The sequence below is a fragment of the Luteimonas sp. A649 genome, from assembly GCF_054072735.1.
In genome coordinates, this window is sequence record NZ_JBSVRQ010000001.1 from 1,297,983 (window position 1) to 1,322,655 (window position 24,673).

The 24,673-nt window shown below is 69.5% G+C and carries 24 protein-coding genes and 1 other RNA gene; 10 read left to right on the forward strand and 15 right to left on the reverse strand.

Annotation, left to right across the window (positions count from 1 at the left end; translation table 11 throughout):
- Positions 1-2: 2 nt before the first annotated feature.
- The 3 genes from dnaK to hrcA form a co-directional block, all read right to left on the reverse strand.
- Entirely contained in the window at positions 3-1,937 is a 1,935-nt protein-coding gene (gene dnaK / locus ACW5E8_RS06060; protein ID WP_456964570.1) for a molecular chaperone DnaK, read from the reverse strand.
- A gap of 97 nt (positions 1,938-2,034) precedes the next feature.
- Positions 2,035-2,541 (reverse strand): nucleotide exchange factor GrpE, encoded by a 507-nt coding sequence (gene grpE, locus ACW5E8_RS06065; protein ID WP_456964571.1) that lies wholly within the window; start codon positions 2,539-2,541, stop codon positions 2,035-2,037.
- A complete protein-coding gene (hrcA, locus tag ACW5E8_RS06070) occupies positions 2,538-3,629 on the reverse strand; it encodes a heat-inducible transcriptional repressor HrcA (RefSeq protein WP_456964572.1) in 1,092 nt (363 codons plus the stop codon). The genes grpE and hrcA overlap by 4 nt, the downstream gene beginning before the upstream one ends.
- 90 nt (positions 3,630-3,719) lie before the next feature.
- On the opposite strand from hrcA, the gene recN reads away from it, so the two are divergent.
- Positions 3,720-5,399, forward strand: a complete 1,680-nt coding sequence (gene recN, locus ACW5E8_RS06075; RefSeq protein ID WP_456965255.1) for a DNA repair protein RecN — start codon at positions 3,720-3,722, stop codon at positions 5,397-5,399.
- 23 nt (positions 5,400-5,422) lie between these two features.
- Here the strand turns inward: recN and fur are convergent, their stop codons facing one another.
- A complete protein-coding gene (fur, locus tag ACW5E8_RS06080; protein WP_456964573.1) occupies positions 5,423-5,827 on the reverse strand; it encodes a ferric iron uptake transcriptional regulator in 405 nt (134 codons plus the stop codon).
- A 103-nt stretch (positions 5,828-5,930) separates the two neighbouring features.
- Between fur and ACW5E8_RS06085 the strand changes: the two genes are divergently transcribed.
- Positions 5,931-6,323 (forward strand): outer membrane protein assembly factor BamE, encoded by a 393-nt coding sequence (locus ACW5E8_RS06085; protein WP_456965256.1) that lies wholly within the window; start codon positions 5,931-5,933, stop codon positions 6,321-6,323.
- Between the two features lie 13 nt (positions 6,324-6,336).
- Here ACW5E8_RS06085 and ACW5E8_RS06090 read toward each other — a convergent pair whose 3' ends face one another.
- Both ACW5E8_RS06090 and ACW5E8_RS06095 read right to left on the reverse strand, forming a co-directional pair.
- Entirely contained in the window at positions 6,337-6,594 is a 258-nt protein-coding gene (locus ACW5E8_RS06090) for an RnfH family protein (protein ID WP_456964574.1), read from the reverse strand.
- A gap of 3 nt (positions 6,595-6,597) precedes the next feature.
- Positions 6,598-7,026: a type II toxin-antitoxin system RatA family toxin gene (locus ACW5E8_RS06095; protein WP_456964575.1), complete on the reverse strand. Its 429-nt coding sequence runs from the start codon at positions 7,024-7,026 to the stop codon at positions 6,598-6,600.
- A 53-nt stretch (positions 7,027-7,079) separates the two neighbouring features.
- Between ACW5E8_RS06095 and smpB the strand changes: the two genes are divergently transcribed.
- The gene (gene smpB, locus ACW5E8_RS06100; protein WP_456964576.1) at positions 7,080-7,577 is read left to right on the forward strand and encodes an SsrA-binding protein SmpB; all 498 of its coding nucleotides are present in this window, start codon (positions 7,080-7,082) and stop codon (positions 7,575-7,577) included.
- 75 nt (positions 7,578-7,652) lie between these two features.
- On the opposite strand, the gene ACW5E8_RS06105 is transcribed toward smpB, so the two are convergent.
- Positions 7,653-9,836 (reverse strand): CHASE domain-containing protein, encoded by a 2,184-nt coding sequence (locus tag ACW5E8_RS06105; protein WP_456964577.1) that lies wholly within the window; start codon positions 9,834-9,836, stop codon positions 7,653-7,655.
- 164 nt (positions 9,837-10,000) lie between these two features.
- On the opposite strand from ACW5E8_RS06105, the gene ssrA reads away from it, so the two are divergent.
- The 6 genes from ssrA to ACW5E8_RS06135 all read left to right on the forward strand — a co-directional run bounded on the left by ssrA (position 10,001) and on the right by ACW5E8_RS06135 (position 16,772).
- Positions 10,001-10,354, forward strand: a transfer-messenger RNA (tmRNA) gene (ssrA, locus tag ACW5E8_RS06110).
- A gap of 113 nt (positions 10,355-10,467) precedes the next feature.
- Positions 10,468-11,331, forward strand: coding sequence for a formate dehydrogenase accessory sulfurtransferase FdhD (fdhD, locus tag ACW5E8_RS06115; protein ID WP_456964578.1), 864 nt, complete (start codon positions 10,468-10,470; stop codon positions 11,329-11,331).
- Positions 11,328-13,676, forward strand: coding sequence for an FdhF/YdeP family oxidoreductase (locus ACW5E8_RS06120; protein WP_456964579.1), 2,349 nt, complete (start codon positions 11,328-11,330; stop codon positions 13,674-13,676). The genes fdhD and ACW5E8_RS06120 overlap by 4 nt, the downstream gene beginning before the upstream one ends.
- Positions 13,669-13,908, forward strand: a complete 240-nt coding sequence (locus ACW5E8_RS06125) for a hypothetical protein (RefSeq protein WP_456964580.1) — start codon at positions 13,669-13,671, stop codon at positions 13,906-13,908. The genes ACW5E8_RS06120 and ACW5E8_RS06125 overlap by 8 nt, the downstream gene beginning before the upstream one ends.
- 81 nt (positions 13,909-13,989) lie before the next feature.
- A complete protein-coding gene (locus ACW5E8_RS06130; RefSeq protein WP_456964581.1) occupies positions 13,990-14,742 on the forward strand; it encodes a response regulator in 753 nt (250 codons plus the stop codon).
- Entirely contained in the window at positions 14,739-16,772 is a 2,034-nt protein-coding gene (locus tag ACW5E8_RS06135) for a PAS domain S-box protein (RefSeq protein WP_456964582.1), read from the forward strand. Before ACW5E8_RS06130 ends, ACW5E8_RS06135 begins: the two co-directional genes overlap by 4 nt.
- Before the next feature lie 20 nt (positions 16,773-16,792).
- On the opposite strand, the gene ACW5E8_RS06140 is transcribed toward ACW5E8_RS06135, so the two are convergent.
- The 8 genes from ACW5E8_RS06140 to ACW5E8_RS06175 form a co-directional block, all read right to left on the reverse strand.
- The gene (locus ACW5E8_RS06140) at positions 16,793-17,518 is read right to left on the reverse strand and encodes a helix-turn-helix domain-containing protein (RefSeq protein ID WP_456964583.1); all 726 of its coding nucleotides are present in this window, start codon (positions 17,516-17,518) and stop codon (positions 16,793-16,795) included.
- A gap of 169 nt (positions 17,519-17,687) precedes the next feature.
- The gene (locus tag ACW5E8_RS06145; protein WP_456964584.1) at positions 17,688-18,365 is read right to left on the reverse strand and encodes an OmpA family protein; all 678 of its coding nucleotides are present in this window, start codon (positions 18,363-18,365) and stop codon (positions 17,688-17,690) included.
- 92 nt (positions 18,366-18,457) lie between these two features.
- Positions 18,458-19,600: an alanine racemase gene (alr, locus tag ACW5E8_RS06150; protein WP_456964585.1), complete on the reverse strand. Its 1,143-nt coding sequence runs from the start codon at positions 19,598-19,600 to the stop codon at positions 18,458-18,460.
- A 6-nt stretch (positions 19,601-19,606) separates the two neighbouring features.
- The gene (locus ACW5E8_RS06155; RefSeq protein WP_456964586.1) at positions 19,607-21,022 is read right to left on the reverse strand and encodes a replicative DNA helicase; all 1,416 of its coding nucleotides are present in this window, start codon (positions 21,020-21,022) and stop codon (positions 19,607-19,609) included.
- A gap of 197 nt (positions 21,023-21,219) precedes the next feature.
- Complete coding sequence (gene rplI / locus ACW5E8_RS06160) at positions 21,220-21,669, reverse strand: 50S ribosomal protein L9 (protein WP_456964587.1); 450 nt, start codon at positions 21,667-21,669, stop codon at positions 21,220-21,222.
- A gap of 97 nt (positions 21,670-21,766) precedes the next feature.
- Positions 21,767-21,997, reverse strand: coding sequence for a 30S ribosomal protein S18 (gene rpsR / locus ACW5E8_RS06165; protein ID WP_456964588.1), 231 nt, complete (start codon positions 21,995-21,997; stop codon positions 21,767-21,769).
- An 11-nt stretch (positions 21,998-22,008) separates the two neighbouring features.
- The gene (rpsF, locus tag ACW5E8_RS06170; protein WP_456964590.1) at positions 22,009-22,452 is read right to left on the reverse strand and encodes a 30S ribosomal protein S6; all 444 of its coding nucleotides are present in this window, start codon (positions 22,450-22,452) and stop codon (positions 22,009-22,011) included.
- Between the two features lie 387 nt (positions 22,453-22,839).
- Complete coding sequence (locus ACW5E8_RS06175) at positions 22,840-23,178, reverse strand: HesB/IscA family protein (protein WP_456964591.1); 339 nt, start codon at positions 23,176-23,178, stop codon at positions 22,840-22,842.
- Positions 23,179-23,269: 91 nt separating this feature from the next.
- On the opposite strand from ACW5E8_RS06175, the gene asnS reads away from it, so the two are divergent.
- Positions 23,270-24,670 (forward strand): asparagine--tRNA ligase, encoded by a 1,401-nt coding sequence (gene asnS, locus ACW5E8_RS06180; protein WP_456964592.1) that lies wholly within the window; start codon positions 23,270-23,272, stop codon positions 24,668-24,670.
- Positions 24,671-24,673 lie beyond the last annotated feature (3 nt).

A 24,673-nucleotide genomic window follows, 5' to 3' on the forward strand; every position in this document is an offset into this window, starting at 1 on the left:
GGTCAGGCCTTCTTGTCGTCGTCCTTGACCTCGGTGAACTCGGCGTCGACGACGTCGTCGGCCTGACCGCCTTCGGCCTGGCCCGCGTCACCGGCACCGGCACCGGCCTCGCCCTGGCCGGCGGCTGCGACAGCGGCGAACAGCGCCTGCGCAACCTCTTCCAGCGCCTTGGTCTTCGCTTCGATCTGGCCCTTGTCGTCGCCCTTCATCGCGGTCTCGACCTCGGCGATGGCGGACTCCACGCGGCCGATCACATCGCCCGGGACCTTGTCGCCGTTGTCCTTGATCGCGCTGCGCGTGCCGTGCACCAGCGCGTCGGCCTGGTTGCGGGCACCGACCAGTTCATGGAACTTCTTGTCGTCCTCGCGGTGCGCCTCGGCGTCGGCGACCATCCGCTGGATCTCGTCGTCCGACAGGCCTGAGCCGGCCTTGATCTCGACCTTCTGCTCCTTGCCGGTCTTCTTGTCCTTGGCGGTGACGTGCACGATGCCGTTGGCGTCGATGTCGAACGACACTTCCACCTGCGGCATGCCGCGCGGCGCGGCGTCGATGCCGCTGAGGTCGAACTTGGCCAGCGACTTGTTGTAGCGGGCCTGCTCGCGCTCGCCCTGCAGCACGTGCACGGTGACCGCGGACTGGTTGTCCTCGGCGGTGGAGAAGGTCTGCGAGGCCTTGGTCGGGATGGTGGTGTTCTTCTCGATGATCTTGGTGAACACGCCACCCAGGGTCTCGATGCCCAGCGACAGCGGGGTCACGTCGAGCAGCAGCACGTCCTTGACGTCGCCGGCGAGCACGCCGCCCTGCACCGCGGCGCCGATGGCGACCGCCTCGTCGGGGTTGACGTCCTTGCGCGGGTCCTTGCCGAAGAACTCGGCCACGGCCTGCTGCACCTTGGGCATGCGGGTCTGGCCGCCAACCAGGATCACCTCGTTGATGTCGCTGGCGCGCAAGCCGGCGTCGTTGAGCGCCACGCGGCAGGGCTCGATCGTCTTCTTGACCAGGTCCTCCACCAGCGCCTCGAGCTTGGCCCGGGTCAGCTTGATGTTGAGGTGCTTCGGGCCCGAGGCGTCGGCGGTCACGTAGGGCAGGTTCACTTCCGTCTGCTGCGCGGTCGAGAGCTCGATCTTCGCGCGTTCGGCGGCATCCTTCAGGCGCTGCAGGGCGAGCGGATCCTTGCGCAGGTCGATGCCCTGGTCCTTCTGGAACTCTTCGACCAGGTAGTCGATGACGCGCTTGTCGAAGTCCTCGCCGCCAAGGAAGGTGTCGCCGTTGGTGGCCAGCACCTCGAACTGCTTCTCGCCGTCGACTTCGGCGATCTCGATGATCGACATGTCGAAGGTGCCGCCGCCGAGGTCGTACACGGCGATCTTGCGGTCGCCGCCGTCCTTGTCCAGGCCATAGGCCAGCGCGGCCGCGGTGGGCTCGTTGATGATGCGCTTGACGTCGAGGCCGGCGATGCGGCCGGCGTCCTTGGTCGCCTGGCGCTGCGAGTCGTTGAAGTACGCCGGCACCGTGATGACTGCTTCGGTGACCTTCTCGCCCAGGTAGTCCTCGGCGGTCTTCTTCATCTTTTCCAGGATGCGCGCGGAGACTTCCTGCGCCGACAGCTTCTTGCCGTCGCTGGTCTCGACCCAGGCGTCACCATTGTCGTGCGCGACGATGGAATATGGCACCAGCTCGAGGTCCTTCTTGACTTCGGCATCGGTGAACTTGCGGCCAATCAGGCGCTTCACCGCGTAGAAGGTGTTCTTGGGGTTGGTGACGGCCTGGCGCTTGGCGGACGCGCCGACCAGCACTTCGCCGTCCTTGGTGTAGGCGACGACGGACGGGGTGGTGCGATCGCCTTCGCTGTTCTCGATGACGCGGGCCTTGCCGCCGTCCATGATCGCCACGCACGAATTGGTCGTGCCGAGATCGATGCCGATGATCTTTGCCATGGGTTTGCCTCTGGGTTCGTGTCTGGGGCGGCGGCGCCGCCGATGACTGCTATCTGGGGATGGTCGCCGGCGCCTTCAAGCGCCGGTGGCCGTGGGTTCAGTCGGCTTGGGCGACGGCCACCATGGCCGGGCGCAGCAGCTGTTCGTTGAGCCGGTAGCCCTTCTGGAACAGCTGGGCCACGGCACCCGGACCAACGTCCGGGGCTTCGACCACGCTCATCGCCTGGTGCAGGTCGGGGTTGAAGGCGTCGCCGGCAGCCGGTGCGATCTCGAACAGGCCGTGGTTGCCGGCCACCCGGCGCAGCTCGCGCAGGGTCAGCTCGACGCCGTCGTGCAGCGGGCCGGCGGCCCCGGCGACCAGCGCCGCGTCCAGGCTGTCGAACACCGGCAGCAGGTCGCCGAGGATCTGCTTGTTGGCGAAACGGCAGGCGTTCTGGACGTCACGCTCCATGCGGCGGCGCTGGTTGTCCAGGTCGGCGCGGTCGACCAACGACTGCGCGCGCACCTGCTCCAGTTCGGCGCGGAGGGATTCGATCACGTCTTCCAGGGGACGGTCTTCTGCGGGCGCCTCGGCGGCGTGGTCGGGCGTGGGTTCGGTGGTCATCGCTCTCGTGGGTCCGGAGTGTCTCGGTCCGGACTGAGTGGGGATGCGGGCTCGGGTTTCAAGGCGGCGCCCAGCACTTCGGCCGTCGCCTGCACCACCGGGATCACCCGGTCGTAGGCCATGCGGGTCGGGCCGATGACCCCGAGCACGCCCAGCACCCGGCCGTTGGCACCGTAGGGCGCGGTCACCAGCGACATCCCGGCCAGCGGCGCGATCCCGGTTTCCTCGCCGAAGAACACCCGCACGCCCTGGGCCTTCACCGTGCGTTCGAGCAGCTGCAGGATCTCGCGCTTCTCGGTGAAGGCGTCGAACAGCTCGCGCAGGCGGTCGAGGTCGGCCAGGTCCTGCAGGCCCAGCAGGCGCGCCTGGCCTGCGACCACCATGTCCTCGCCCCCGGGCACCAGCACCTGCTCGGCGATCTCGGTGGTGGCGCGCAGCAGGCCTTCCATCTCGCTGCGCGCGCTCTTCAGCTCGCGCAGCAGGGTGGCGCGGATGCCCGCCAGCGGCTGCCCGGAAAAATGGGCATTGAGGTAGTTGGCCACGCGCTCCAGCTCGGCGGCGTCGTAGGCACGCCGGGTCTGGACGATGCGGTTCTGCACCTCGTTGTCGGCGAACACCACGATCGCCATCACCCGCTGCCCGTCCAGGGGCACGAAGTCGATCTGGCGGAACGCGAACTGCTCACGGCCCGGCACGCTGACCACGCCGACGAAGCGGGTCATGGCCGAGACCAGCTCCGAGGCGCTGCCCAGCAGCGACTGCGTGCCGCCGCCGGGCGCGAGGCTCCCGCGCAGGCGCTCGAACTCGCCCTCGCCCAGCGGGCTGAGCTGCAGCAGCGAGTCGACGAACACGCGGTAGCCGCGGGCCGTGGGCACGCGCCCCGCCGAAGCGTGGGGCGCCGACAGCAGCCCCACCTCCTCCAGGTCGGACAGGATGTTGCGGATGGTCGCCGCGCTCACGTCCAGCCCTGCGTGGCGCACCAGGGTCTGCGATCCGACCGGCTCGCCGTCGCGGATATGGCGGCCGATCAGGGTCCGCAACAGCTGGCGCGCGCGCGGGTCGAGGGGATCGGAAGGGTGTCGGGACATGCCGCGGGTATACGTCCGCGCGGCACTTGTCGCAAGCGACGAGATCCGTCGATGACAGACTTCGCGTCCACGCGTCACAATTCGCAGACCATGCTCAAGCGCCTGTCGATCAAGGATTTCGCCGTCGTCTCCGCCACCGAACTCGAGTTCGGACCGGGGCTGACCGTCGTTTCGGGTGAAACCGGCGCCGGCAAGTCGCTGATCGTCGACGCCCTGGGCTTCCTGTCCGGGCTGCGCGCCGACAGCGGAGTGGTCCGCCATGGCGCCCAGCGTGCCGAGCTCGACGCCGAGTTCGACCTCGCCGACTCGCCCGCCGCGCTCGGCTGGCTGCGCGAACAGGAGTTCGACGACGGCCAGGCTTGCCAGCTGCGGCGCACCCTGCGCGCGGACGGCGGCTCGCGGACCTGGATCAACGGGCGTCCGGCCACGCTGTCGCAGCTCAGCGCACTGGCCGCGCTGCTGGTCGAGATCCACGGCCAGCACGAGCACCAGGCGCTGCTGTCACGCGGCAGCCAGCTCGCCCTGCTCGACGCCTTCGGCCGCCACGAGGCCGAGCTGGCGGCCGTGGCCGCGGCGGCACGCGCCTGGGCCGCGCTGCTGCACGAGCGCGAGCGGCTGAACGCGGCCGGCGACGTCTCCGACCGCATCGATTTCCTGACCCACCAGCATGCCGAGCTCGAGCGCGAGGCACTGGAGCCCGAGGCGATCGAGGAGCTGGTGGCCGGACACCGCCGCCAGGCCCACGCCACCGACCTGGTCGAGGCCTGCGACACCGCGCTCGAGCGCCTGGGCGGCGACGCCGATGCGCTGCCGGGGGCCGTGCAGCAGTTGCGCGGCCTGCTGGCGCGCATGCAGGCGCATGAGCCCCGCCTGGGCGAGGTCGACAGCATGCTCGAGGGCGCGGCGATCCAGCTGGACGAGGCCGCCGTGCTGCTCGACCGCGTCCGCGCCGACCTGGATATCGACCCGGACCAGCTCCAGGAGCAGGAACGCCGGCTCTCGCGCCTGCACGAGCTCTCGCGCAAGCACCGGGTTGCGCCCGAGGAGCTGGCGACACATCGCGACGCGCTGGCCGCCGAGCTGGAGACACTGGTCGGTTCGGCGGCACGGCTGTCGGGCCTGGAAGGCGAAATCGATGTCGCCGCCGCCACGTGGCGCACCGCCGCGACGCGCCTGGGCAAGGCCCGCGCCAAGGCCGCCGCCGCACTCGGCAAGGCCACGACCGCGCTGATCGCGGAACTCGGCATGGGCGGCGGCCGCTTCGAGATCGCGCTGGAGCCCACTGGCGCCGATGCTCCGGATGCACAGGGCGCCGAGCGCGCCGAGTTCCTGGTCACGGCCAACGCCGGTCAGCCGCCGCGGCCGCTGCGCAAGGTGGCATCGGGCGGCGAGCTCTCGCGCATCTCGCTGGCGATCGAAGTCGCCGCGCTCGGCCTGGACGCCGTGCAGACCATGGTCTTCGACGAGGTCGATTCCGGCATCGGCGGCGGCGTGGCGGGGATCGTGGGGCGGAAGCTGCGCGACCTGGGCAGCCGGCGCCAGGTGCTGTGCGTGACCCACCTGCCGCAGGTCGCGGCGCAGGGCCATGCCCACTACCGCGTCAGCAAGGCCGAAAGCGCGGGGATGACGCAGAGCTCGGTGCGCCTGCTCGACGCCGCCGGCCGCCAGGAAGAACTGGCGCGGATGCTGGGCGGGATCGAGGTCAGTCGCGAAGCGCGTGCCGCGGCGCGACGGCTGCTGCGCGAGGCCGATGAAGCGCCAGCCGGCTGAAGAACGCGCGGTCGAGCGCGGGCTCAGCGCTTCTTGCGCACGTAGAGCACCAGCGAGTGCTCTTCCAGGATATAGCCGTACCTGTCCGCGATCTGGTGCTGCAGCTCCTCGATCTCCGGGCTTTCGAACTCGATGATCTTGCCGGTGTCGACGTCGACCATGTGGTCGTGGTGGCCGCCCCGGTCGATCTCGTAGACGGCAGTGCCGCCCTCGAAATTGTGCTTCAGCACGAGGCCGGCGGCTTCGAACTGGGTGAGCACCCGGTAGACCGTGGCGAGGCCGATTTCGTCACCGCCGTCGAGCAGCTGGCGGTAGATGTCCTCGGCGGTCATGTGGTGGTGCGCGGTCTTCTGCTCGAGCAACTGCAGGATGCGCATGCGCGGGTGCGTGACCTTCAGCCCGGCCTTGCGCAGCTCATTGGTTTCCATGCGTATTCCGTTCATTGGCGGTTGCGGCGCCAGCTGCCGTGGTTCGGTCGCGGCGGCCCGGCGAGTGTATCATCGCGTCATGTCCGCCCTGCCCTGGCTCCCGATGCGCAAACTGATCGTTCCCGTCCTCACCGCCTGCCTCGTCACCGGCTGCGGCGTCATCTACAAGCAGCCGATCTACCAGGGCACCCTGGTGACGCAGGAGCATGTCGAACAGCTGCAGGCCGGCATGAACCGCCAGCAGGTGTCGGCGCTGCTCGGCACGCCGTCGATCCAGGATCCGTTCCACCACGAGCGTTGGGACTACACCGCCACCGAGCGCGTCGGCCGTGCCGGCAAGACCGAGGTCCACAACCTCGTGCTGTTCTTCGAGGGCGACTCGCTCGCTCGCTGGGAGGGGGATTATTTCCCCGACCGCGACAAGGAGCTGATCGGCAACGTGCGCCGGCAATTCGGCCCCAACCTGCCCCGCGACAAGGGCAAGCGCGGCCGCTGAGCACCCGCGAGCCTCAGCCGCCCGCGCGTGCGGCGCGGCGCCTCCGCGCTTCTTTGGGATCGAGCAACAGCGGACGCAGCAGCTCCACCCGGTCGCCATCGCGCAGCCCCTGACCCGCCGCGGCGCGCACGCCGTGGATCGCGTACCCGTCGATGCCCTCCAGCGGCAGTCCGCTCGCGGCCACGGCATCATCGACGGTCGCCGGCGCCGCCAGTTCGACGACCACCGCGCGATGGTCGCGGGGCAGCGCCAGCACCACCTCCACCCGCACCGCTCAGCCCCCGGCGTCGGCGACGCGCACGAAGTCGTCGACCATGCGGTCGGCCAGGCCCTGCAGCCCGAGCTTCAGGGCCGGCACCAGCAGGCGGCTGCGCGGCTCGAAATCGAGGCTCAGCGTGACCTTGCAGGCCGATTCGTCGAGGGCGCGGAATTCCCAGCGCCCCTGCAGCCTGCGGAACGGACCGTCGCGGAGGTTCATGTCGATGTGGTGCGGCGGTGACAGCTGGTTCTCGGTGGTGAACCAGGTGCTGATGCCGCCGATGCCGAGCTCCAGGCGCCCCAGCATCCGGCTGTCGTCGGACTCGATCACCTCGGCACCGCTGCACCACGCGAAGCGCCGTGGATAGGCTTCGACGTCGTTGACCAGGAAAAACATGCGTGCTGCCGAGTGCGCGACCAGCGCGGACCGTGTGATGGTGGGCATGAGGGACGTGCTTCCATTACCTGTCGCGCCCGGCGCCGTGGGACAATGGCGCAATGGGCAAGAGCGCAAAGGATAAGGGAAAGGCCAAGGCCGGGGGCACGATCGCGCTCAACAAGCGCGCGCGCCACGAGTACGAGCTCGGGGACCGCTTCGAAGCCGGACTCGCCCTCCAGGGCTGGGAGCTGAAGTCGATCCGCGCCGGCCGCGCCAACATCGGCGAGAGCTATGCCGTGGTGCGCGGCGGCGAGCTGTTCCTGTTCGGCGCCCAGGTCACGCCACTGACCCAGGCCTCGAGCCACGTCGTCGCCGACGAGCGGCGCACGCGCAAACTGCTGCTGCACCGCCACGAGATCGACAAGCTGGTCGGGCTGGTGCAGCGCGACGGCTACACGGTCGTGCCCACCGCGCTGTACTGGAAGGGCAACAAGGTCAAGGCCGAACTGGCGCTGGCCAAGGGCAAGCAGGCGCATGACAAGCGCGAGGCCGCCAAAGACCGCGACTGGCAGCGCGACAAGCAGCGCCTGATGCGTCGCCACAACCCCAACGCCTGAACACCTGATAGCGCGATCGCTGCGCCTGGGGGAGCCGCTATAGCGGCGATCGCGGCCATGGCCGCTCCCACAAACTCAGGCTGGCTCGTCGGGCAGCGTGAAGCGGAACCGCGCACCCGCGCCTGGCGCGCCCTCGCCGCTGATCACGCCGCCGTGGCGCTCCACGATCCGCTTCACCGAAGCCAGGCCCACGCCTTCGCCTGCGAACTCGTCGGCGGCGTGCAGGCGCTGGAACGGACGGAACAGTTTCGAGGCATAGGCCTGCTCGAAGCCGATGCCGTTGTCGGCGACCTCGAACCACGCTTCGCCCGCATGCTCGACGTGCCGGAACGTGATCCGCGCCGGGTCGGTGTCGCGGGTGAACTTCCATGCGTTGCCCAGCAGGTTGCCTAGCATGTTGCGCACCAGGGTGCTGTCGCCCGAGGCCTCGAGGCCCGGCTCGATATCCAGCTCGACCTTCCGCGCGGAGTCGCCCTGCTGCAGCTCGGCGATGATGTCCTCGGCCATCGCCGAAAGGTCCAGCGATTCGCGCCTGAGTTCACCGCGCGACACGCGCGACATCTTCAGCAGCGCGTCGATCAGCTCGCCCATGCGCGCGGTCGCTGCGCGGACCCGGGCCAGGTAACCGGTACCGACATCGTCGAAGGCGTCGGCATGCCGCTCGGCGACCATCCGGCTGAAACCGTCGATCGCGCGCAGCGGCGCGCGCAGGTCATGGGAGATGGTGTAGGCGAAGGATTCAAGCTCTTCGTTGGCGCGCGTGAGCTCGCGCGTGCGCAGCGCCACGCGTGCTTCCAGGGTGCGGTTGAGCGCCAGCACCTGGGCCTCGGCGCGCAGCCGGTCGGTGATGTCCTCGACCTGCACCAGGCTGGCCAGGTGATGCCCGTGTTCGCCCGGCACCTGGGCGTAGGTCAGGTGCACGTGGCGGATGTCGCCATCGTCGCGATGCAGTTCACGGGTGACGCGATACACGCTCCCCGACGCCGCCCGTGCACGTGCTTCGGCCTCGTCGCCGCCGCCGGTGACCAGGCTGCCGAAGAACCGGCCCATCAGCTCTTCCGGTGAAGCACGCAGGATGTCGGCCAGGGCCAGGTTGGCGTCGATGATGCGGCCGTCGCGGTCGAGCAGCGCCTTGCCGATCGCCGAGAAGCGGATCGCGCTCCGGAAACGCAGCTCGCTGCGACGGAAGGAGTCGCTCATCCGCGCCGCGATGCTCTGTGCGCGCGACTGCGTGCGCGCCAGGATCATCGCCAGCGCGAACAGCAGCAGCGACGCCAGCACACCGACGTAGATCGTGCCTGCCGGGCCGAGAAGCCCGGCACCCCCGCCCTGCGCCGGTGCCTGGTGGAAGTCGAGCCGCCAGCGCCTGCCGTACACGTGCTCCACCCTGCTGTGGCGCACGCCTTCGACCTCGGCGCCGGGAAACGTCGCGGGATCGATCGGGAACATCGGCAGTTCGGCGCCTGCACCTTCACCTTCGCCGATGTCGACGATGCGCAGCGACAGGTCTCCGCCCGGGAGCGCCCTGGCAACGAACAGGTCGAGGCGGAACGGCGCGCAGACCCAACCCGCCAGCGCCGCCGTGCGAGCCATCGGGTTACTGGGCACGATCCCGTTGCGATACACGGGCGCATAGATCACCAGCCCCGGCCCTGCGCCCTCCCGCATCCGCGACAGGGGCGCGGTGATGCGTGCGGACGCGTTGGCACGCGCGGCCTCCATCGCCGCGGCCTGCGCCGGCACGGTCAGCATGTCGAAGCCGATGAAGTCGATGGTGTCCAAGGTCTGTGGCTCGAGCAGGACCACCGGTCCGTACTCGGGTCGCGCGCCGGGGGGATCGATCCGGAACAGCGTGCCCGTGGCCTGGCGCTGCTCGAGCTGGAAGTCCTGCAGCTGGGCCGGTGACAGCGCCGCCGCGTAGCAGAGCCCCAGCATGGCCGGGAACCGCGTCGACAGGTCCAGGCCGTCCGCATAATTGCGCCACTGCCGGGCGCTGGGCCGGTCGACGGCGGCAAGCAAGGACACGCCACCACGGGTGATCAGCTCGTACGTCAGCAGTTGCTGGCGCAGCCGCGCGGCCACCTGGTCGGCCTCCGCGGCCAGCCGCGCCTCCGCCAGCGCGAGCTCGCGGTTGCCGGCACCGGTTGCATAGACCGCCACCAGGGTCAGCGACGCCACCAGGACCAGGACAGCCAGCGCGTAGCCCTGGCGCGCGGGCAGCGGTTCGCCCGAAGGCATGTCGTGGTCAGGCGTGGCCATGGGGGCGGAGCATAACGCGTGCCCGCCGGCGGGCTGCGCTCAGCCAGCTGAACCCTTGTGCAGCCAACGCGACCGGATCGCTTGCAGGGGCTGCCGCCACGCCTATACTGGTCCGGTCGCGCGTGTTCACTGCCACCCGGCAGGCGCCAGGTTTCCCGATCAACGGGGGTGTACTGGCTTCGACGGGGGTTGCGAAATCGCCTGGCGCATGCCGAGGGGGTAGCTTTCCTCGTAAATCCAGCTGCAAACTTTTAGTTGCCAACGACGACAACTACGCTCTCGCCGCTTAAGGCGTAAGCCCCGAACCCACTTGTGCCCGTACTCGTGGATGTAGGGTCATCATTACGGGAATCCAGCCGCGGCGGCCGCCTGTCTGCCACGGTTGAACTCACAGGCTGGTTCCCTGGTGCGCTTCGCACGCCGTGCTGTCGGGGAACGAGATCCAACGGCGAGCTAAGCATGTAGTGCCGGGGATGGAGTGCCTTCGGACGCGGGTTCAACTCCCGCCACCTCCACCAAACAAGTTCCACGCAAGTCAGGACAGGCCGGAATCCACTTGGATCCCGGCCTTTTCCTTATGGTCCGCCGGTGCGCGGCGCCGAGGTGATGCAGGATGCGGCATCCTATGCGCATGACGCGGCGCCTCGCCTCCACTGCTGACCGCCCCACCGCCACCGGCAACGTCCTGCGCCCGGTCGAGCGCTGGCGCGACGGCGCCGTGCAGCTGCTCGACGACCACGTCGCCGAAGAAGTGCCGGTGGCCTTCGTCTACAACGACGAACCCTTCGCCGTGATGATGGCCACGCCCGTGGACCTGGCCGATTTCGCCACCGGCTTCGCGCTCAGCGAGGGCATCGTGGAGCGCGCCGACGACGTGGCCATCGAGCACATCCGGGAGTTCATCGAAGGCATCGAGATCCGGCTGCGGATCCCGGCCGGACGCGCCGAAGCGCTGGCCCTGCGCCGGCGCAGCATGAGTGGGCGCAGCGGCTGCGGAGTCTGCGGCAGCGAGCTGCTGGAGGCGGCGCTGCGCTATCCGCTGCCGGTGGCGTCCGAAGTGGAGGTCACGACCGCGGCACTGCGACGGGCGCTGGGTGGACTGCGCGCGGCACAGGAGATCACGGCGCTCACCGGCGCGGCGCACGCGGCCGGCTGGGCCGCGCTGGACGGCGAGCTGCTGCTGGCGCGCGAGGACGTGGGCCGGCACAACGCGCTCGACAAGCTGATCGGGGCGATGCATGCGGCAGGCCACGATTCGGCGAATGGCTTCCTGGTCGTCACCAGCCGGGCGAGCTATGAGATGGCGATGAAGGCGGCCAGCGCGGGCATCGGCTTCATGGCCGCGATTTCGGCGCCGACGGCACTGGCGATCTCGCTGGCGGAGCGGGCAAACCTGACGCTCATCGCCTTCGCGCGCGACGATGGGCAGGCGGTGTACGCGCATGGGCGGCGGCTGCTGGCGGCGACCGATGGCGACGGGACCGGCGCGGCATGAGCAAGGGCCCCATTCGCAGCTACGACGGCCCCGCCGGCGGTTGGGACGCGCTGAAGAGCGTCGCACGGCAGCTGGTGAAGGAAGGCGTGGGCGTTGGCGGCGCGAAGACGCTGCTGCGCACCAACCAGCCCGACGGCTTCGACTGCCCCGGCTGCGCCTGGCCCGACCGCGACCACAGCTCGACCTTCGAGTTCTGCGAGAACGGCGCGAAGGCCGTCGCCGCCGAAGCCACCCGGCATCGTGCGGGTCCGGAGCTGTTCGCCCGATACAGCGTCACGCAGCTGGCGGAGTACAGCGACCACTGGCTCGAGAGCCAGGGCCGCCTGACCACGCCGCTGCGCTATGACGCGGCCACCGACCACTACGTGCCGGCCACCTGGGACGAGGTTTTCGCGCTGGTCGCCAGGCACCTCAATGCCCTGCCCTCGCCGGACGAGGCGGTCTTCTACACCTCGGGACGCACCTCGAACGAAGCCGCGTTCCTGTATCAGCTGTTCGTGCGCGAATACGGCACCAACAACTTCCCCGACTGCTCGAACATGTGCCACGAGTCGTCGGGCACGGCCTTGAGCAAGCAGGTCGGCGTCGGCAAGGGCACGGTGTCGCTGCAGGACTTCGAGCAGGCCGACTGCATCCTGGTCTTCGGCCAGAACCCGGGCACCAACCATCCGCGCATGCTCGGAGAACTGCGCGACGCGGCGAAGCGCGGCTGCAGGATCGTGGCCTTCAACCCGCTGCGCGAGCGCGGGTTGCAGCGCTTCGCCGATCCCAAGGACACGCTGGAGATGGCGCGCGGCGGCTCGACGAAGATCGCCTCGGACTATTTCCAGCTGAAGATCGGCGGCGACCTGGCCTTGCTCAAGGGCATGGCCAAGCACCTGCTCGGGCGCGATGCGGAGGCGGTCGCGCGCGGCGACGCGTCGCTGCTGGACCACGACTTCATCACCGGGCACACCACCGGATTCGACGCCTTCGCCGCCGACGTGCACGCCGAGACCTGGGACACGATCATCGCCGAGTCCGGCCTCGACGAAGCCCAGCTGCGCCACGCCGGCGAGATCTACCTGCGGTCCGAGCGCGTCATCGCCTGCTGGGGCATGGGCATCACCCAGCACAAGCACTCGGTGGCGACCATCCACATGATCGCCAACCTGATGCTGCTGCGCGGGAACATTGGCCGCGCGGGCGCGGGCCTGTGCCCGGTGCGCGGACACAGCAACGTGCAGGGCGACCGCACGATGATGATCTGGGAGCGGCCGCCCGCGGCGTTCCTCGACCGGCTGCAGCAGGTGTTCGGATTCGAGCCGCCGCGCGCGGACGGCTACGACACCATCGGCGCCATCGAGGCGATGGTCGACGGCCGCGCGAAGGTGTTCTTCGCCATGGGCGGCAACTTCGCCGCGGCGACGCCCGACACCGACGCCACCGCGCGCGGGTTGCGCAACTGCGCGCTTACCGTGCATGTCGCCACCAAGCTCAACCGCAGCCATCTGGTGCATGGCCGCGAAACGCTGGTCCTGCCCTGCCTGGGCCGCACCGAGATCGACATCCAGGCCGCCGGGCCGCAGGGCGTGACGGTCGAGGATTCGATGAGCATGGTGCACATGTCCGCGGGCCTCCGGCCGCCGGCATCGGACACGTTGCTGTCGGAACCCGCGATCGTTGCCGGGCTGGCGCAGGCGACGCTGGGCGCACGCTCGAAGGTCGACTGGGCGTGGCTGGTGGAGGACTACGACCGCATCCGTGACCTGATCGCGCAGGTGTTCGACGACTTCCACGACTTCAACAACCGCGTGCGCGTGCCCGGGGGCTTCCGCCTGTCCAATGGCGCGCGCGACCGCGTCTGGAAAACGGACAGCGGCAAGGCCCGCTTCATCGCCGCCGGCGTGCCGGTCGACAATCCGATCCACCGCGCCCGGCGCATGGGCGGCACCCGCCCGGTATTCACGCTCACCACCCTGCGTTCGCACGACCAGTACAACACCACCGTCTACGGACTCGATGACCGCTACCGCGGCGTGTTCGGCGAGCGTCGCGTGCTCTTCATCCATGCGGACGACATCGCCGCGCTGGGCATGCGTGCCGGCGACCGGGTGGACCTTGAAAGTCTGTGCGACGACGGCGTGCGCCGGCAAGCCATGGGCTTCCTGCTGGTGGACTACGACATCCCGCGCGGCTGCCTGGCGGCGTACTACCCGGAGACCAATCCGCTGGTGCCGCTGTCGAGCTTCGCAGACGAGTCACGCACGCCGACCTCGAAGTCGGTCCCAGTGGTGATCGTTCCGCACCTCGCCGATGGCACCGCGCCGCGCCATCGCGACATCCCGGCCAGCGTCGTTGGTTGACGAGGCTCTCGTCCGCGCCCTGCTCGCCGAACTCGAAGGCGAGCCCGGAGGCGTGTCCCTGCCCCGCCTGTGCAAGCGCCTGGACGTGCGCATGAGCGTGCTGCTGCGCACGCTCGCGTGGATCGGCGAGGACGACGTCGGTGGCGTCACCGGCACCGGCTGGGTGCGGACGGTGGAGGACGGTGCGCGGACGCTCGCGGTCCTGACCGATGCCGGACGCGCGCTCCCGTAACCACGCCATCCGGCATCCGCCTCCCGCGGTCGCGTATGCGATCCTGTGCCGCCCCGCTCCGTCCGCGAACGCCGCCCCTGCATGGCCCACGACTCCACCGCTTCCCTCTCCGCAGCTTCGTCCCGCCCCAAGGTGCTGGTGGTTGACGATGACGTCGACATCGTCGCCCTGATCGAGCGCTACCTTGGTGCCCACGGCTTCGACGTCGACGCGGCGCACAGCGGCGCCGCAATGCAGGCGGCGCTCACCAGCGGGGTCCCCGACCTGGTCCTGCTCGATCTCGGCCTGCCCGACGCCGACGGCCTGTCGCTGCTGCAACAGCTGCGCACGCACTGGCACGGTCCGGTGATCGTGGTCAGCGGACGCGGCGAAGCGGTCGAGCGCGTGGTCGGGCTGGAGCTCGGCGCCGACGACTACGTCGCCAAGCCCTTCGACTTCCGCGAGCTGCTGGCCCGGATCCGCTCGGTCATGCGGCGCGCCGCGCCCGTGGAGCCTCCGTCCGCTCCCGAGCCGCCCCGCCGCCTGGCCTTCGCCCACCTGGTCCTCGACCTGGCCGCACGCCGGCTGCACGGTGCCGATGGCGAGGAGATCCTGCTCACCACCGGTGAATTCGACCTGCTGCGCGCGCTGCTCGAGCGGCCCAACGAAGTACGCAGCCGGGACGACCTGATGAGCGCGCTCTATGGCCGCGAAGCGGGCCCCTTCGACCGCGCCATCGACGTCGGCATCGCACGCCTGCGGCGCAAGGTCGAACCCGATCCTTCGGCGCCCGGGCTGATCCGCTCGGTACGCGGCACCGGCTACCTGCTCGCCACCGAGGTGCGGCCGGCATGAGTGGCCATCATGCCGATGGCGAGCACGCACTGCCGCCGCTGGGCATCCCCGGCCTGTTCGAGGCCGTGCCCGACGCCCTGGTGGTGATCGACAAGGACGGCCGCATCGTCCACGCCAACGCCCATACCGAGGCCCTGTTCGGCTACGCCCGCGGCAGCCTGGAAGGGCTTGAAATCGAGGAGCTGGTGCCGACCGCGGCACGCGCGCGCCACCGCGACTACCGCGACCGCTACATGGAACACCCGCACGTACGGCCCATGGGGGCGACCGGGCAGACCCTGGTCGGGCTGCGCAGCGATGGCAACGAGTTCCCGATCGAAATCGCGCTCAGCCCGCTGCAGTCCGATCACGGGCCGCGCTACCTGGCCTCGGTCCGCGACATTTCCGGCACCCAGCGCGTACGCCAGGCGCTGGCCCGCGCGCGCTACGACGCGATCGCCGCCCACATCGGACAGCTCGCGCTGCAGGCCCCCACCGGACCCGAGTTCATCGACACCCTGCCGCCGCTTCTCGTCGAGGCGCTCGGGGTCGAATCGGTGGCCGTGCTCGCGCCCGCGCATGGCCACCAGCGCGCGGAGGTCCGTGCGACCGCGGGGCCGGCCTGGCAGGTCGGCGCGACCACGCCGCGCCCCTTCGCCGGCGAACACCGCGACGCCTGGAACATCGACGACATCGCCGCCGACCCCGCCGCGTCCGCACTGTTTCCCCTGCCGCTGCCCAATGCCGGCAGCGCGGTGATGGTGCCGGTCCTCGAGCGCCACCAGGCGTCCGGCGCGCTCATCGCCGTGGCCCGCGAACTGCAGCGCTTCGACCACGACGCGCGACACCTGCTGCAATCGGCCGCGGCCACGCTGTCGGCGTTCGTGCAGCAGCGTCGTGCCGAGGAACAGCTCGCGCATGCGCACCGCCTTGATGCCATCGGGCAGCTCACCGGCGGCGTCGCGCACGATTTCAACAACCTGCTGACGGTGATGTCAGGCAGCCTGCAGCTGCTCGAAACCGAGGTCGACAGCGCGTCCGGCCGCGAACTGCTGGGCAGCGCCCTGCGCTCGGTGGGTCGCGGCGCCGAGCTCACCGCAAAGCTCCTGGCGTTTGCACGCCGCCAGCGCCTGGTACCGCGGGAAACCGACGTGCCGGCATTGCTGCAGGACGTCGAGCAGGTGCTGCGCCGCACGCTGGGCGATTCGGTGCATCTGCGCCTGGAGCTGGCTCCGGACCTCTCGACCGCGCATGTCGACGCCGGCCAGCTTGAAGCCGCGCTGCTCAACCTGGCGCTCAACGCCCGCGACGCCATGCTCCAAGGCGGCGAGATCGTGGTCGCCGCCGCGATCGCCGAGATCGGGGGCGACCGCTCCGGCACCGGACTCGCAGCCGGTCGCTACCTGCGCCTGGCCGTGCGCGACAGCGGCAGCGGCATGCCGCCCGAGATCCTGGCGCGTGCCATGGAGCCGTTCTACACCACCAAGGGCCGCGAGCGCGGCAGCGGGCTCGGCCTGAGCATGGTCTACGGCTTCGCGCTGCAGAGCGGCGGCAACCTCGAGATCGACAGCGCCCCGGGCGCCGGCACCGAGGTGACGCTGTACCTGCCCGTGGAGCGCCCGCCGGCGCCGATGTCCGCCAGGACCATCGCTCCGGACAAGCCTCCGCAGGGATCCGGCGGCCGGGGCGAACGCGTACTCGTCGTCGAGGACGACGGCGCCGTGCGCGCGATCGCCGTGGCCTTCCTCAGCGCCGCGGGCTACGCGATCGAGGCCGTCTCCGACGCCGAAGCGGCGCTCGAGCGGCTGCTGGCCGACGCCGGCTTCGCCCTGCTGTTCACCGACGTCATGCTCGGCCCGGGCATGGACGGCAAGACCCTGGCGCGGCAGGCGCGCGAACTGCGCCCGGGCCTCGCGGTGCTGCTGACGTCCGGCGACGAAGAGCACGCTGCCGGGGCCGAAGGCGATCCCGACCTGCGCCTGCTGCGCAAGCCATGGCGGCGGGAGGAACTGCTCGACGCGGTGCGTGGGGAGCTTGCGGCGCGAGCCTGAGCTGCACCTGCGCGATCAGCTCAGTAGGAGCGTTCCTCGTCACCGGCAAGCACTGCGCGCAGGCCGGCTTCGTCGACGATACGGATGCGGCGGCCGTTGACCTCGATCATCCCGCGGGCCTGCATGCGCGACAGCGCGCGGGTCACGGTTTCCAGGGTGAGGGCAAGGAAGTTGCCGAGTTCGGCGCGCGTCATGCGCAGTTGCAGCAGCTGCGGGTCCAGGCCCATCGCCGCAAAGCGCGCCGACAGGTCGAGCAGGAAGGCCACCACGCGCTGGTCGGCGCCCAGGGTCCCCAGCGCCAGCATCCAGCGCCAGTCGCGACGGATCTCGCCGGCAAGCATGGCGGTCACGCGCTCCTGGAGCTCGGGCAGCATGTCGTGCAGCTTCACGCAGGGCAGCTCCCAGACCTCGGCGGCGTCGAGCGCCACCGCGTCGCAGGCGTGCGCCGGCATGTCGACCGAGTCGAGCCCCAGCAGGTCGCCGCGCATGCGGAAGCCGGTGATCTTCTCCCGCCCGTCCTCGCTCAGCACGCTGGTCTTGAAACAGCCGGCGCGGACATAGAACAGCGAGTGCCTCGGCTGTCCCGCATGGAACAGCGATTGCCGCGGCTCCAGCCGATGCACCCGCGGCGGCCAGCGCAGCAGCAGTGACTCCAGCGCCGGCGCCGCGCGCTGGCGCTGGTCGGCCGACCAGTCACCGGCTGGGCCGCGATGCACGAGCGGGTTGGACAGGGCGTTCTGGAACATGGTGGCACTCCGTTGACACGATGCCGACCACTGTATGGATGCGCGTCTCCCGAACGGGCAGCGCACGGTAACCGTTGGTAACGGTATGTAACGACACGCCACGCGGGGTCGCCTGAAAGAAGAAGGGCCGCTTTCGCGGCCCTTCTTTTGTATCCACGATTTGCGCCGTTCAGCTGCGCAGCGGCACCACGCGAACCTCGACGCGACGGTTCTGGGCACGGCCCTGCTCGGTCGAGTTGTCGGCGATCGGCATGGTCTTGCCGAAGCCCACCACCTCGAAGCGTTCGCGCATCAGGCCCTGGCCGACCAGGTAGTTGGCGACCGACGAGGCGCGCTGCTCGGAGATGCGCTGGTTGACCGCATCACCGCCGACGTTGTCGGTGTGGCCGGCCACTTCCACGATGGTCTGGTCGAACTCGGCCAGCGTGCGCGCGACGTTGTTCAGCGCCGGATAGAACTGCGGCTTGAGCTCGGTCTTGTTGAAATCGAAAGTCACGCCGTCGGGCAGGTTGAGCTTGATGACGTCGCCTTCGCGGTCGACGACGATGCCCGTGCCGGCGGTCTGGCGACGGAGCTCGGCTTCCTGGCGGTCCTGGTACACGCCAACCGCACCGCCGGCCAGGCCACCCACGCCGGCACCGACCAGCGCGCGCTGGCGGCGCTCGGTGGCGTCGGAGCCGCTCAGCAGGCCGGCGACCGCACCGATACCGGCGCCGATCAGCGCGTTGTTGCGGGTGCGATTGGGATCATTCGGGTCGCTGGTCTGGCCGGTATAGGTGGCGCAGCTGGTGAGCATGACAGCACCCGCGACCGCGGTGGCAAGAAGGATTCGGGGCGAATTGCGCATCGTGGGGACTCCTGTGGGGCGGCGTGCGCCCGGTTAATGAACGCCGCCAAGCTACCCGCGATTGCGTCCCTGCAGGGTGACGGCGCCGCGCCCTATTCAGGCTCCAGATAGCCGGCCCCGCGATATTCGCGCGGGATCCTCTCGTTGAGACCCACCAGCACTTCGTAGGGAATCATTCCCGCGGCATGCGCCACGTCTTCCGCACGCAGCCGGCGATCGCCCTGGCGCCCGACCAGCACCACCTCATCCTCGTTCCACGCGCTGTCGTGGCCGATGTCGACCATGAACTGGTCCATGCACACCCGGCCCACGATCGGGTACTCGCGTCCACGGATAAGCACCGTGCCGCGCGAGGAGAGCGCGCGCGGATAGCCGTCGCCGTAACCGGCGGGCACGGTGACCACGCGGGTGTCGTCCCCGGGCGCCCAGGTGCCGCCATAGCTCACGGCGTGGCCGGCCTCCACCACCTTGAAGTAGACCACCCGCGAGACCAGCGACAGCGCCGGCTGCACGGCCACCGTCGACCGCGACTGCGCGCCCGGAAGCACGCCATAGAGCAGGATGCCCGGCCGCACCATGTCCAGCCGCGCCTGCGGGAAGTGCAGGATGCCGCCGGAGTTGGCGATGTGCCGCGGCGGCACCGGCGCGCCGATGCGCCCGAAGTGCGCGCAGGCGGCTTCGAAGCGTTCCAGCTGCAACGCCGTCACCGGTGAATCGGGCTCGTCCGCGCAGGCCAGGTGGGAGTAGATCCCGGCCAGCTGGATCCATCGTGAGGCCACTGCGGCCTCGATGAAGGGACCGGCCGTCCAGGCATGCACGCCGATGCGCTCCATCCCGGTGTCGACCTTGAGGTGCACGGTGGCACGGCGGCCCAGTGCCTCGGCCGCAGCTTCGACCTGGCGCAGTTTTTCCAACGATGAGACCGTGACCTGCAGGTCGTGGACGATGTACTGCGCCACCTGCGGGCCGTAGATGCCGCCAAGCACCAGGATCGGCACGGTGATGCCGGCGCGGCGCAGCGCGATGCCCTCTTCCGGAAACGCGACGCCGAGGTGCTCCACGCCCTGCGCCTGCAGGTGGCGCGCCACCTGCACCAGGCCGTGGCCGTAGGCGTTGGCCTTGACGATGGCCATCACCGGTACGCCGACGTGGGCGCGGATGGCACCCAGGTTGCCGGCGATGCGGTCGAGATCGACCAGGATCCGCGTGGGGCGCTCGGCGGCGTGCAGGCTCACGCCGCGCTACTCGAAGCTGCCGACCGAATCGTGGGCGAGGTTGTCGAAGCGCGTGTACTCGCCGAAGAACTTGAGCTTCACCGAGCCGGTCGGGCCGTTACGCTGCTTGCCGATGATCACCTCGGCCAGGCCCTTGTCCGGCGAGTTTTCCTTGTTGTAGTAGTCATCGCGGTAGATGAAGACGATCACGTCGGCGTCCTGCTCGATGGCGCCCGACTCGCGCAGGTCGGCCATCACCGGGCGCTTGTCGGTGCGCGTTTCCAGCGAGCGGTTGAGCTGCGACAGCGCGACCACCGGCACGTTGAGCTCCTTGGCCAGGCCCTTGAGCGAGCGCGAGATCTCCGAGATCTCGGTGGCGCGGTTCTCGCTGTTGCCCGGCACCGCCATCAGCTGCAGGTAGTCGATCACGATCATGCCCAGGCCGTGCTCGCGCTTCAGGCGCCGCGCCTTGGCGCGCAGCACGTCGGGCGACAGCGCCGGAGTGTCGTCGATGAAGATCTTGGTTTCCTTCAGCAGCCGGATGGCGCTCGAGATCCGGCTCCAGTCCTCGTCTTCGAGCTGTCCGGTGCGCAAGCGGGTGGCGTTGACCCGGCCCACGGACGAGATCAGGCGCAGCGCCAACTGGCTGGCCGACATTTCCATCGAGAACACGGCCACCGGCTTCTTGGTCTTCATGGCCGCGTACTCGGCCATGTTGAGCGCCAGCGTGGTCTTGCCCATGGCCGGACGTGCCGCGAGGATGATCAGGTCGGTCGGCTGCAAGCCGGCGGTCATCTCGTCGAATTCCGTGTAGCCCGTCGGCAGGCCGGTGATGCCGCCGCCGTTGGCGTAGCGGGTCTGCAGCACGTCGAAGGCTTCGGCCATGGCCTGGTTGACCGCGGTGAAGTCGGTGCGCCCGCGGCTGCCGGCCTCGGCAATCGCGAACACCTCCTGCTCGGCCTTGGCCAGCAGCTCCGCGCTCTCGCGCCCCTCGGGCTGGAAACCGTCATTGACGATCCCGGTGCCGACCTCGATCAGCTGCCGCAGCACCGCCTTGTCACGCACGATCTCGGCATAGGCGACGATGTTCGCGGCCGAAGGCGTCGTGCTGGCCAGCTCCACCAGGTAGGCACCGCCCGCGACCAGCTCCGACTGGCCCAGCGACTCGAACCATTCGCCCAGCGTCACCGCGTCGAAGGGGCGGTTGCGTTCGGCCAACTCCTTGATGGCGCGGAAGATCAGCTGGTGGTCGCGGCGGTAGAAATCGCCCTCCACGAGCTGGTCGCCCACGCGATCGTAGGACTCCGGCGACAGCATCAGGCCACCGAGCACGGCCTGCTCCGCCTCCACCGACTGCGGCGGCACCCGCAGCTGCTCGACCCGGGCCTCGCCGCGCTCCTGGAAATCGCGGCCTTTTTTCTGGAAGCCCGGTCGTAGGCTCATCGGTATCGGAACTCCCCTGGCAGGACCGTCGCGGCGGCCCCTGATGATGTGTCGGACTGTCATCCTAATGGCCTCCGGGGGGGAAGCGTTGCAGACAACCCTGTGGATAACCGGTGGGCATCTCAGGAATCGAGACGGGCCACCGGAAACGAAGACGGGCGCCCCGAGGCGCCCGTCAGAAGCCCTGCCTGGATGGATCAGGCTTCGGCTTCAACCACCACCTTGACCGTGGTCTCGACGTCGGCATGCAGGTGCACGAGGACGTCGTACTCGCCGACGGTGCGGAACGCACCCTCGCCCATCACCACCTCGGACTTCTCGACCGGGGTGCCGGCCTTGGTCAGCGCTTCGGCGATGTCGCGCGGGCCGACCGAGCCGTACAGCTTGCCCTCGGTGGAGGCGTTGGCGTAGATGGTGACGCTGGCGTCGGCAAGCGCGGCGAGGCGCTTGTTGGCGTTGTCCAGCGAACCCTGGGCCTTGGCCTCGTACTCGGCGCGACGCGCCTCGAAATCGGCCAGGTTGGCAGCGGTGGCCGGAACGGCCTTGCCCTGCGGCACCAGGAAATTGCGGCCGTAGCCCGGCTTCACGCTGACCTTGTCGCCAAGGTTGCCGAGGTTCACGACTTTCTGCAGGAGGATCAGATCCATGGGTTTGCTCCGTGTTCGTTAGCGGCGCACGTGCGCGCCGCAACTTGTGGCTGTCCGAACGGACGATGCCGCGCCGCCCGCTGGGGCGGCCGCGGGATCAGACGTTGTGGTTGTCGGTGTACGGGATCAGGGCCAGGAAGCGCGCGCGCTTGACGGCGGTCGCGAGCTGGCGCTGGTACTTCGACTTGGTGCCGGTGATGCGGCTGGGAACGATCTTGCCGTTCTCGGTGACGTTCTGGCGCAGGGTGTTGAGATCCTTGTAATCGATCTCCTTCACACCCTCGGCGGTGAACTTGCAGAACTTGCGGCGGCGGAAGAACTTGGACATGTCGGTGATCCTCAGGCGGCTTCGGAGTTGTCGTCGGACTCGGTGGCGGCGGGCTTCTCGCCCTCGCCCTCGGCCTCGTCGTCACGGCGGCGGCGCTCGCCACGCTCCGGACGGTCGGTCTTCTCCGGCTTCTCGTCCTTGTTCTTCATGATCAGCGACTGCTCGGTCTCGGCCTCTTCGCGACGGATCACGATGTGGCGCAGGACGGCGTCGTTGAAGCGGAAGCCCTCGACCAGCTCGTCGAGCACCGGCTGGCCGACCTCGATGTTGAGCAGCACGTAGTGGGCCTTGACCAGGTTGTCGATCGGGTAGGCCAGCTGGCGGCGGCCCCAGTCCTCGAGGCGGTGGATCTTGCCCTCGGCACCTTCGATCAGGGTCTTGTAGCGCTCGACCATGGCCGGCACCTGTTCGCTCTGGTCCGGATGGACCAGGAACACGATCTCGTAATGACGCATGTGTTGTTCCTTCTGGATATCGGCCGCGGCAGCGCGCCGGGGCCCGGATAGCCCCCGGCAGGTCCGTGGCGGACGCCGTGGGGCAAGGTCTCCCGCAAAACGGGAGCCGCACAGTATTGCACTGGCACGGGGCTCCGGCAAGGCGCATGGCTGGCTGAAGGCCGGGCATGGCCGGCGCTGGCGCGGCGGACTGGTGGGGCTGCTTACGCTGGCGCGCGGAACGGCGGGCTGGTGGGTACTCCGTGGGCTGTCCCGCTGCGCGGGCCTTCATGCCCACTCCGTACCCCCCAACCCGCCTCGCAGCGGTTTCCCGCGGCCCGCCGGGAAAAGCGGAAGCCCGACGCCCTTCCCCCACCCCGCCTCAGCGCTGGCAGCCAACGCAATCCCTCAGACCTTGTCGGCGTCCGTCGTGAAGCTCTCGCCGCAGCCGCAGGCGGCGGCGGCCTTGGGGTTGCTGAAGGTGAACTGCTCGTTCAGGCCCTGCTTGAGGAAGTCCATCTCGGTGCCGTCGACCAGGGGCAGGCTGTCGGCGTCGACGAAGATGCGGACGCCGTCCTGCTCGAACACCGTGTCGTCGGCGCGCTCGTCGCGCGCGAGGTCGACGGCGTAGCCCCAACCGGAGCAGCCGGTGCGGTTGACGCCGAAGCGCAGACCGAGGGCCGCGGGAGAGGATGCGAGATAGCCCTTCACGCGTTCGAGGGCGGCGGGTGCAAGGGTGATGGCCATGGCGTCATTCTACTCCGTGGGGGCGCCGCGTCCGGCGGCGTCCGGTAAACTGCCCTCCTTCTATCTGTCCCTTCCCCTGAGGATTCAAGGCATGACGGTGGTCAGCGTCGAACACGCGCTCGCGGGCAGGATCCCCGCCGGCGGCGAAGTCACGGTCCGCGGCTGGGTGCGCACCCGCCGCGACTCCAAGGCCGGGCTGAGCTTCGTCAATGTCAGCGACGGCTCGTGCTTCGCGCCGATCCAGGTGGTCGCGCCCAGCAGTCTCTCGAACTATGACGACGAGGTGAAGCGCCTCACCGCCGGCTGCTCGGTGGTCGCCACCGGCACCCTCGTACCCTCCCAGGGCCAGGGCCAGGGCTTCGAGATCCAGGCCTCGACGATCGAAGTGGTCGGCTGGGTGGACGATCCGGAGACCTATCCGATCCAGCCCAAGGCGCATTCGCTCGAGTTCCTGCGCGAGGTTGCCCACCTGCGGCCGCGCACCAACCTGTTCGGTGCCGTCACCCGCATCCGCCACTGCCTGGCACAGGCCGCGCACCGGTACTTCCACGAGAACGGCTACTACTGGGTCAACACGCCGATCATCACCACCTCCGACGCCGAAGGCGCGGGGCAGATGTTCCGCGTGTCCACGCTCGACCTCGCCAACCTGCCGCGCGGCAAGGACGGCAGCGTGGACTTCGACCGCGACTTCTTCGGCAAGGAAGCCTTCCTGACCGTGTCGGGCCAGCTCAACGTCGAGGCCTTCTGCCTGGCGATGAGCAAGGTCTACACCTTCGGTCCGACCTTCCGCGCCGAGAACAGCCACACCACGCGCCACCTGGCCGAGTTCTGGATGATCGAGCCGGAGATCGCCTTCGCCGACCTGGCCGAAACCGCGCGCATCTCCGAAGAGTTCCTCAAGTACCTGTTCAAGGCGGTGCTCGACGAGCGCGGCGACGACATGGCCTTCATTGCCGAGCGCGTGCAGAAGGACGCGATCACGCGCCTGGAATCCTTCATCAACGCGCCGTTCGAACGCATCGAGTACACCGACGCGGTGGAGCTGCTGCAGAAGTCCGGCCACAAGTTCGACTTCCCGGTCGAATGGGGCCTGGACCTGCAGACCGAGCACGAGCGCTGGCTGACCGAGCAGCACGTCGGCCGCCCGGTGGTGGTGACCAACTATCCCGAGCACATCAAGGCCTTCTACATGCGCCTCAACGACGACGGCAAGACCGTTGCCGCGATGGACGTGCTGGCCCCGGGCATCGGCGAGATCATCGGCGGCTCGCAGCGCGAGGAGCGCCTGCACGTGCTCGATGCGCGCATGGACCAGTTCGGGCTGGATCGCGAGCTCTACGACTGGTACCGCGACTTCCGCCGCTACGGCACGGTGCCGCACGCCGGCTTCGGCCTGGGCTTCGAGCGCCTGATCGTCTACATCTGCGGGCTGTCCAACATCCGCGACGCCATCCCCTACCCGCGTGCGCCGGGCACGGCGGAGTACTGAGGC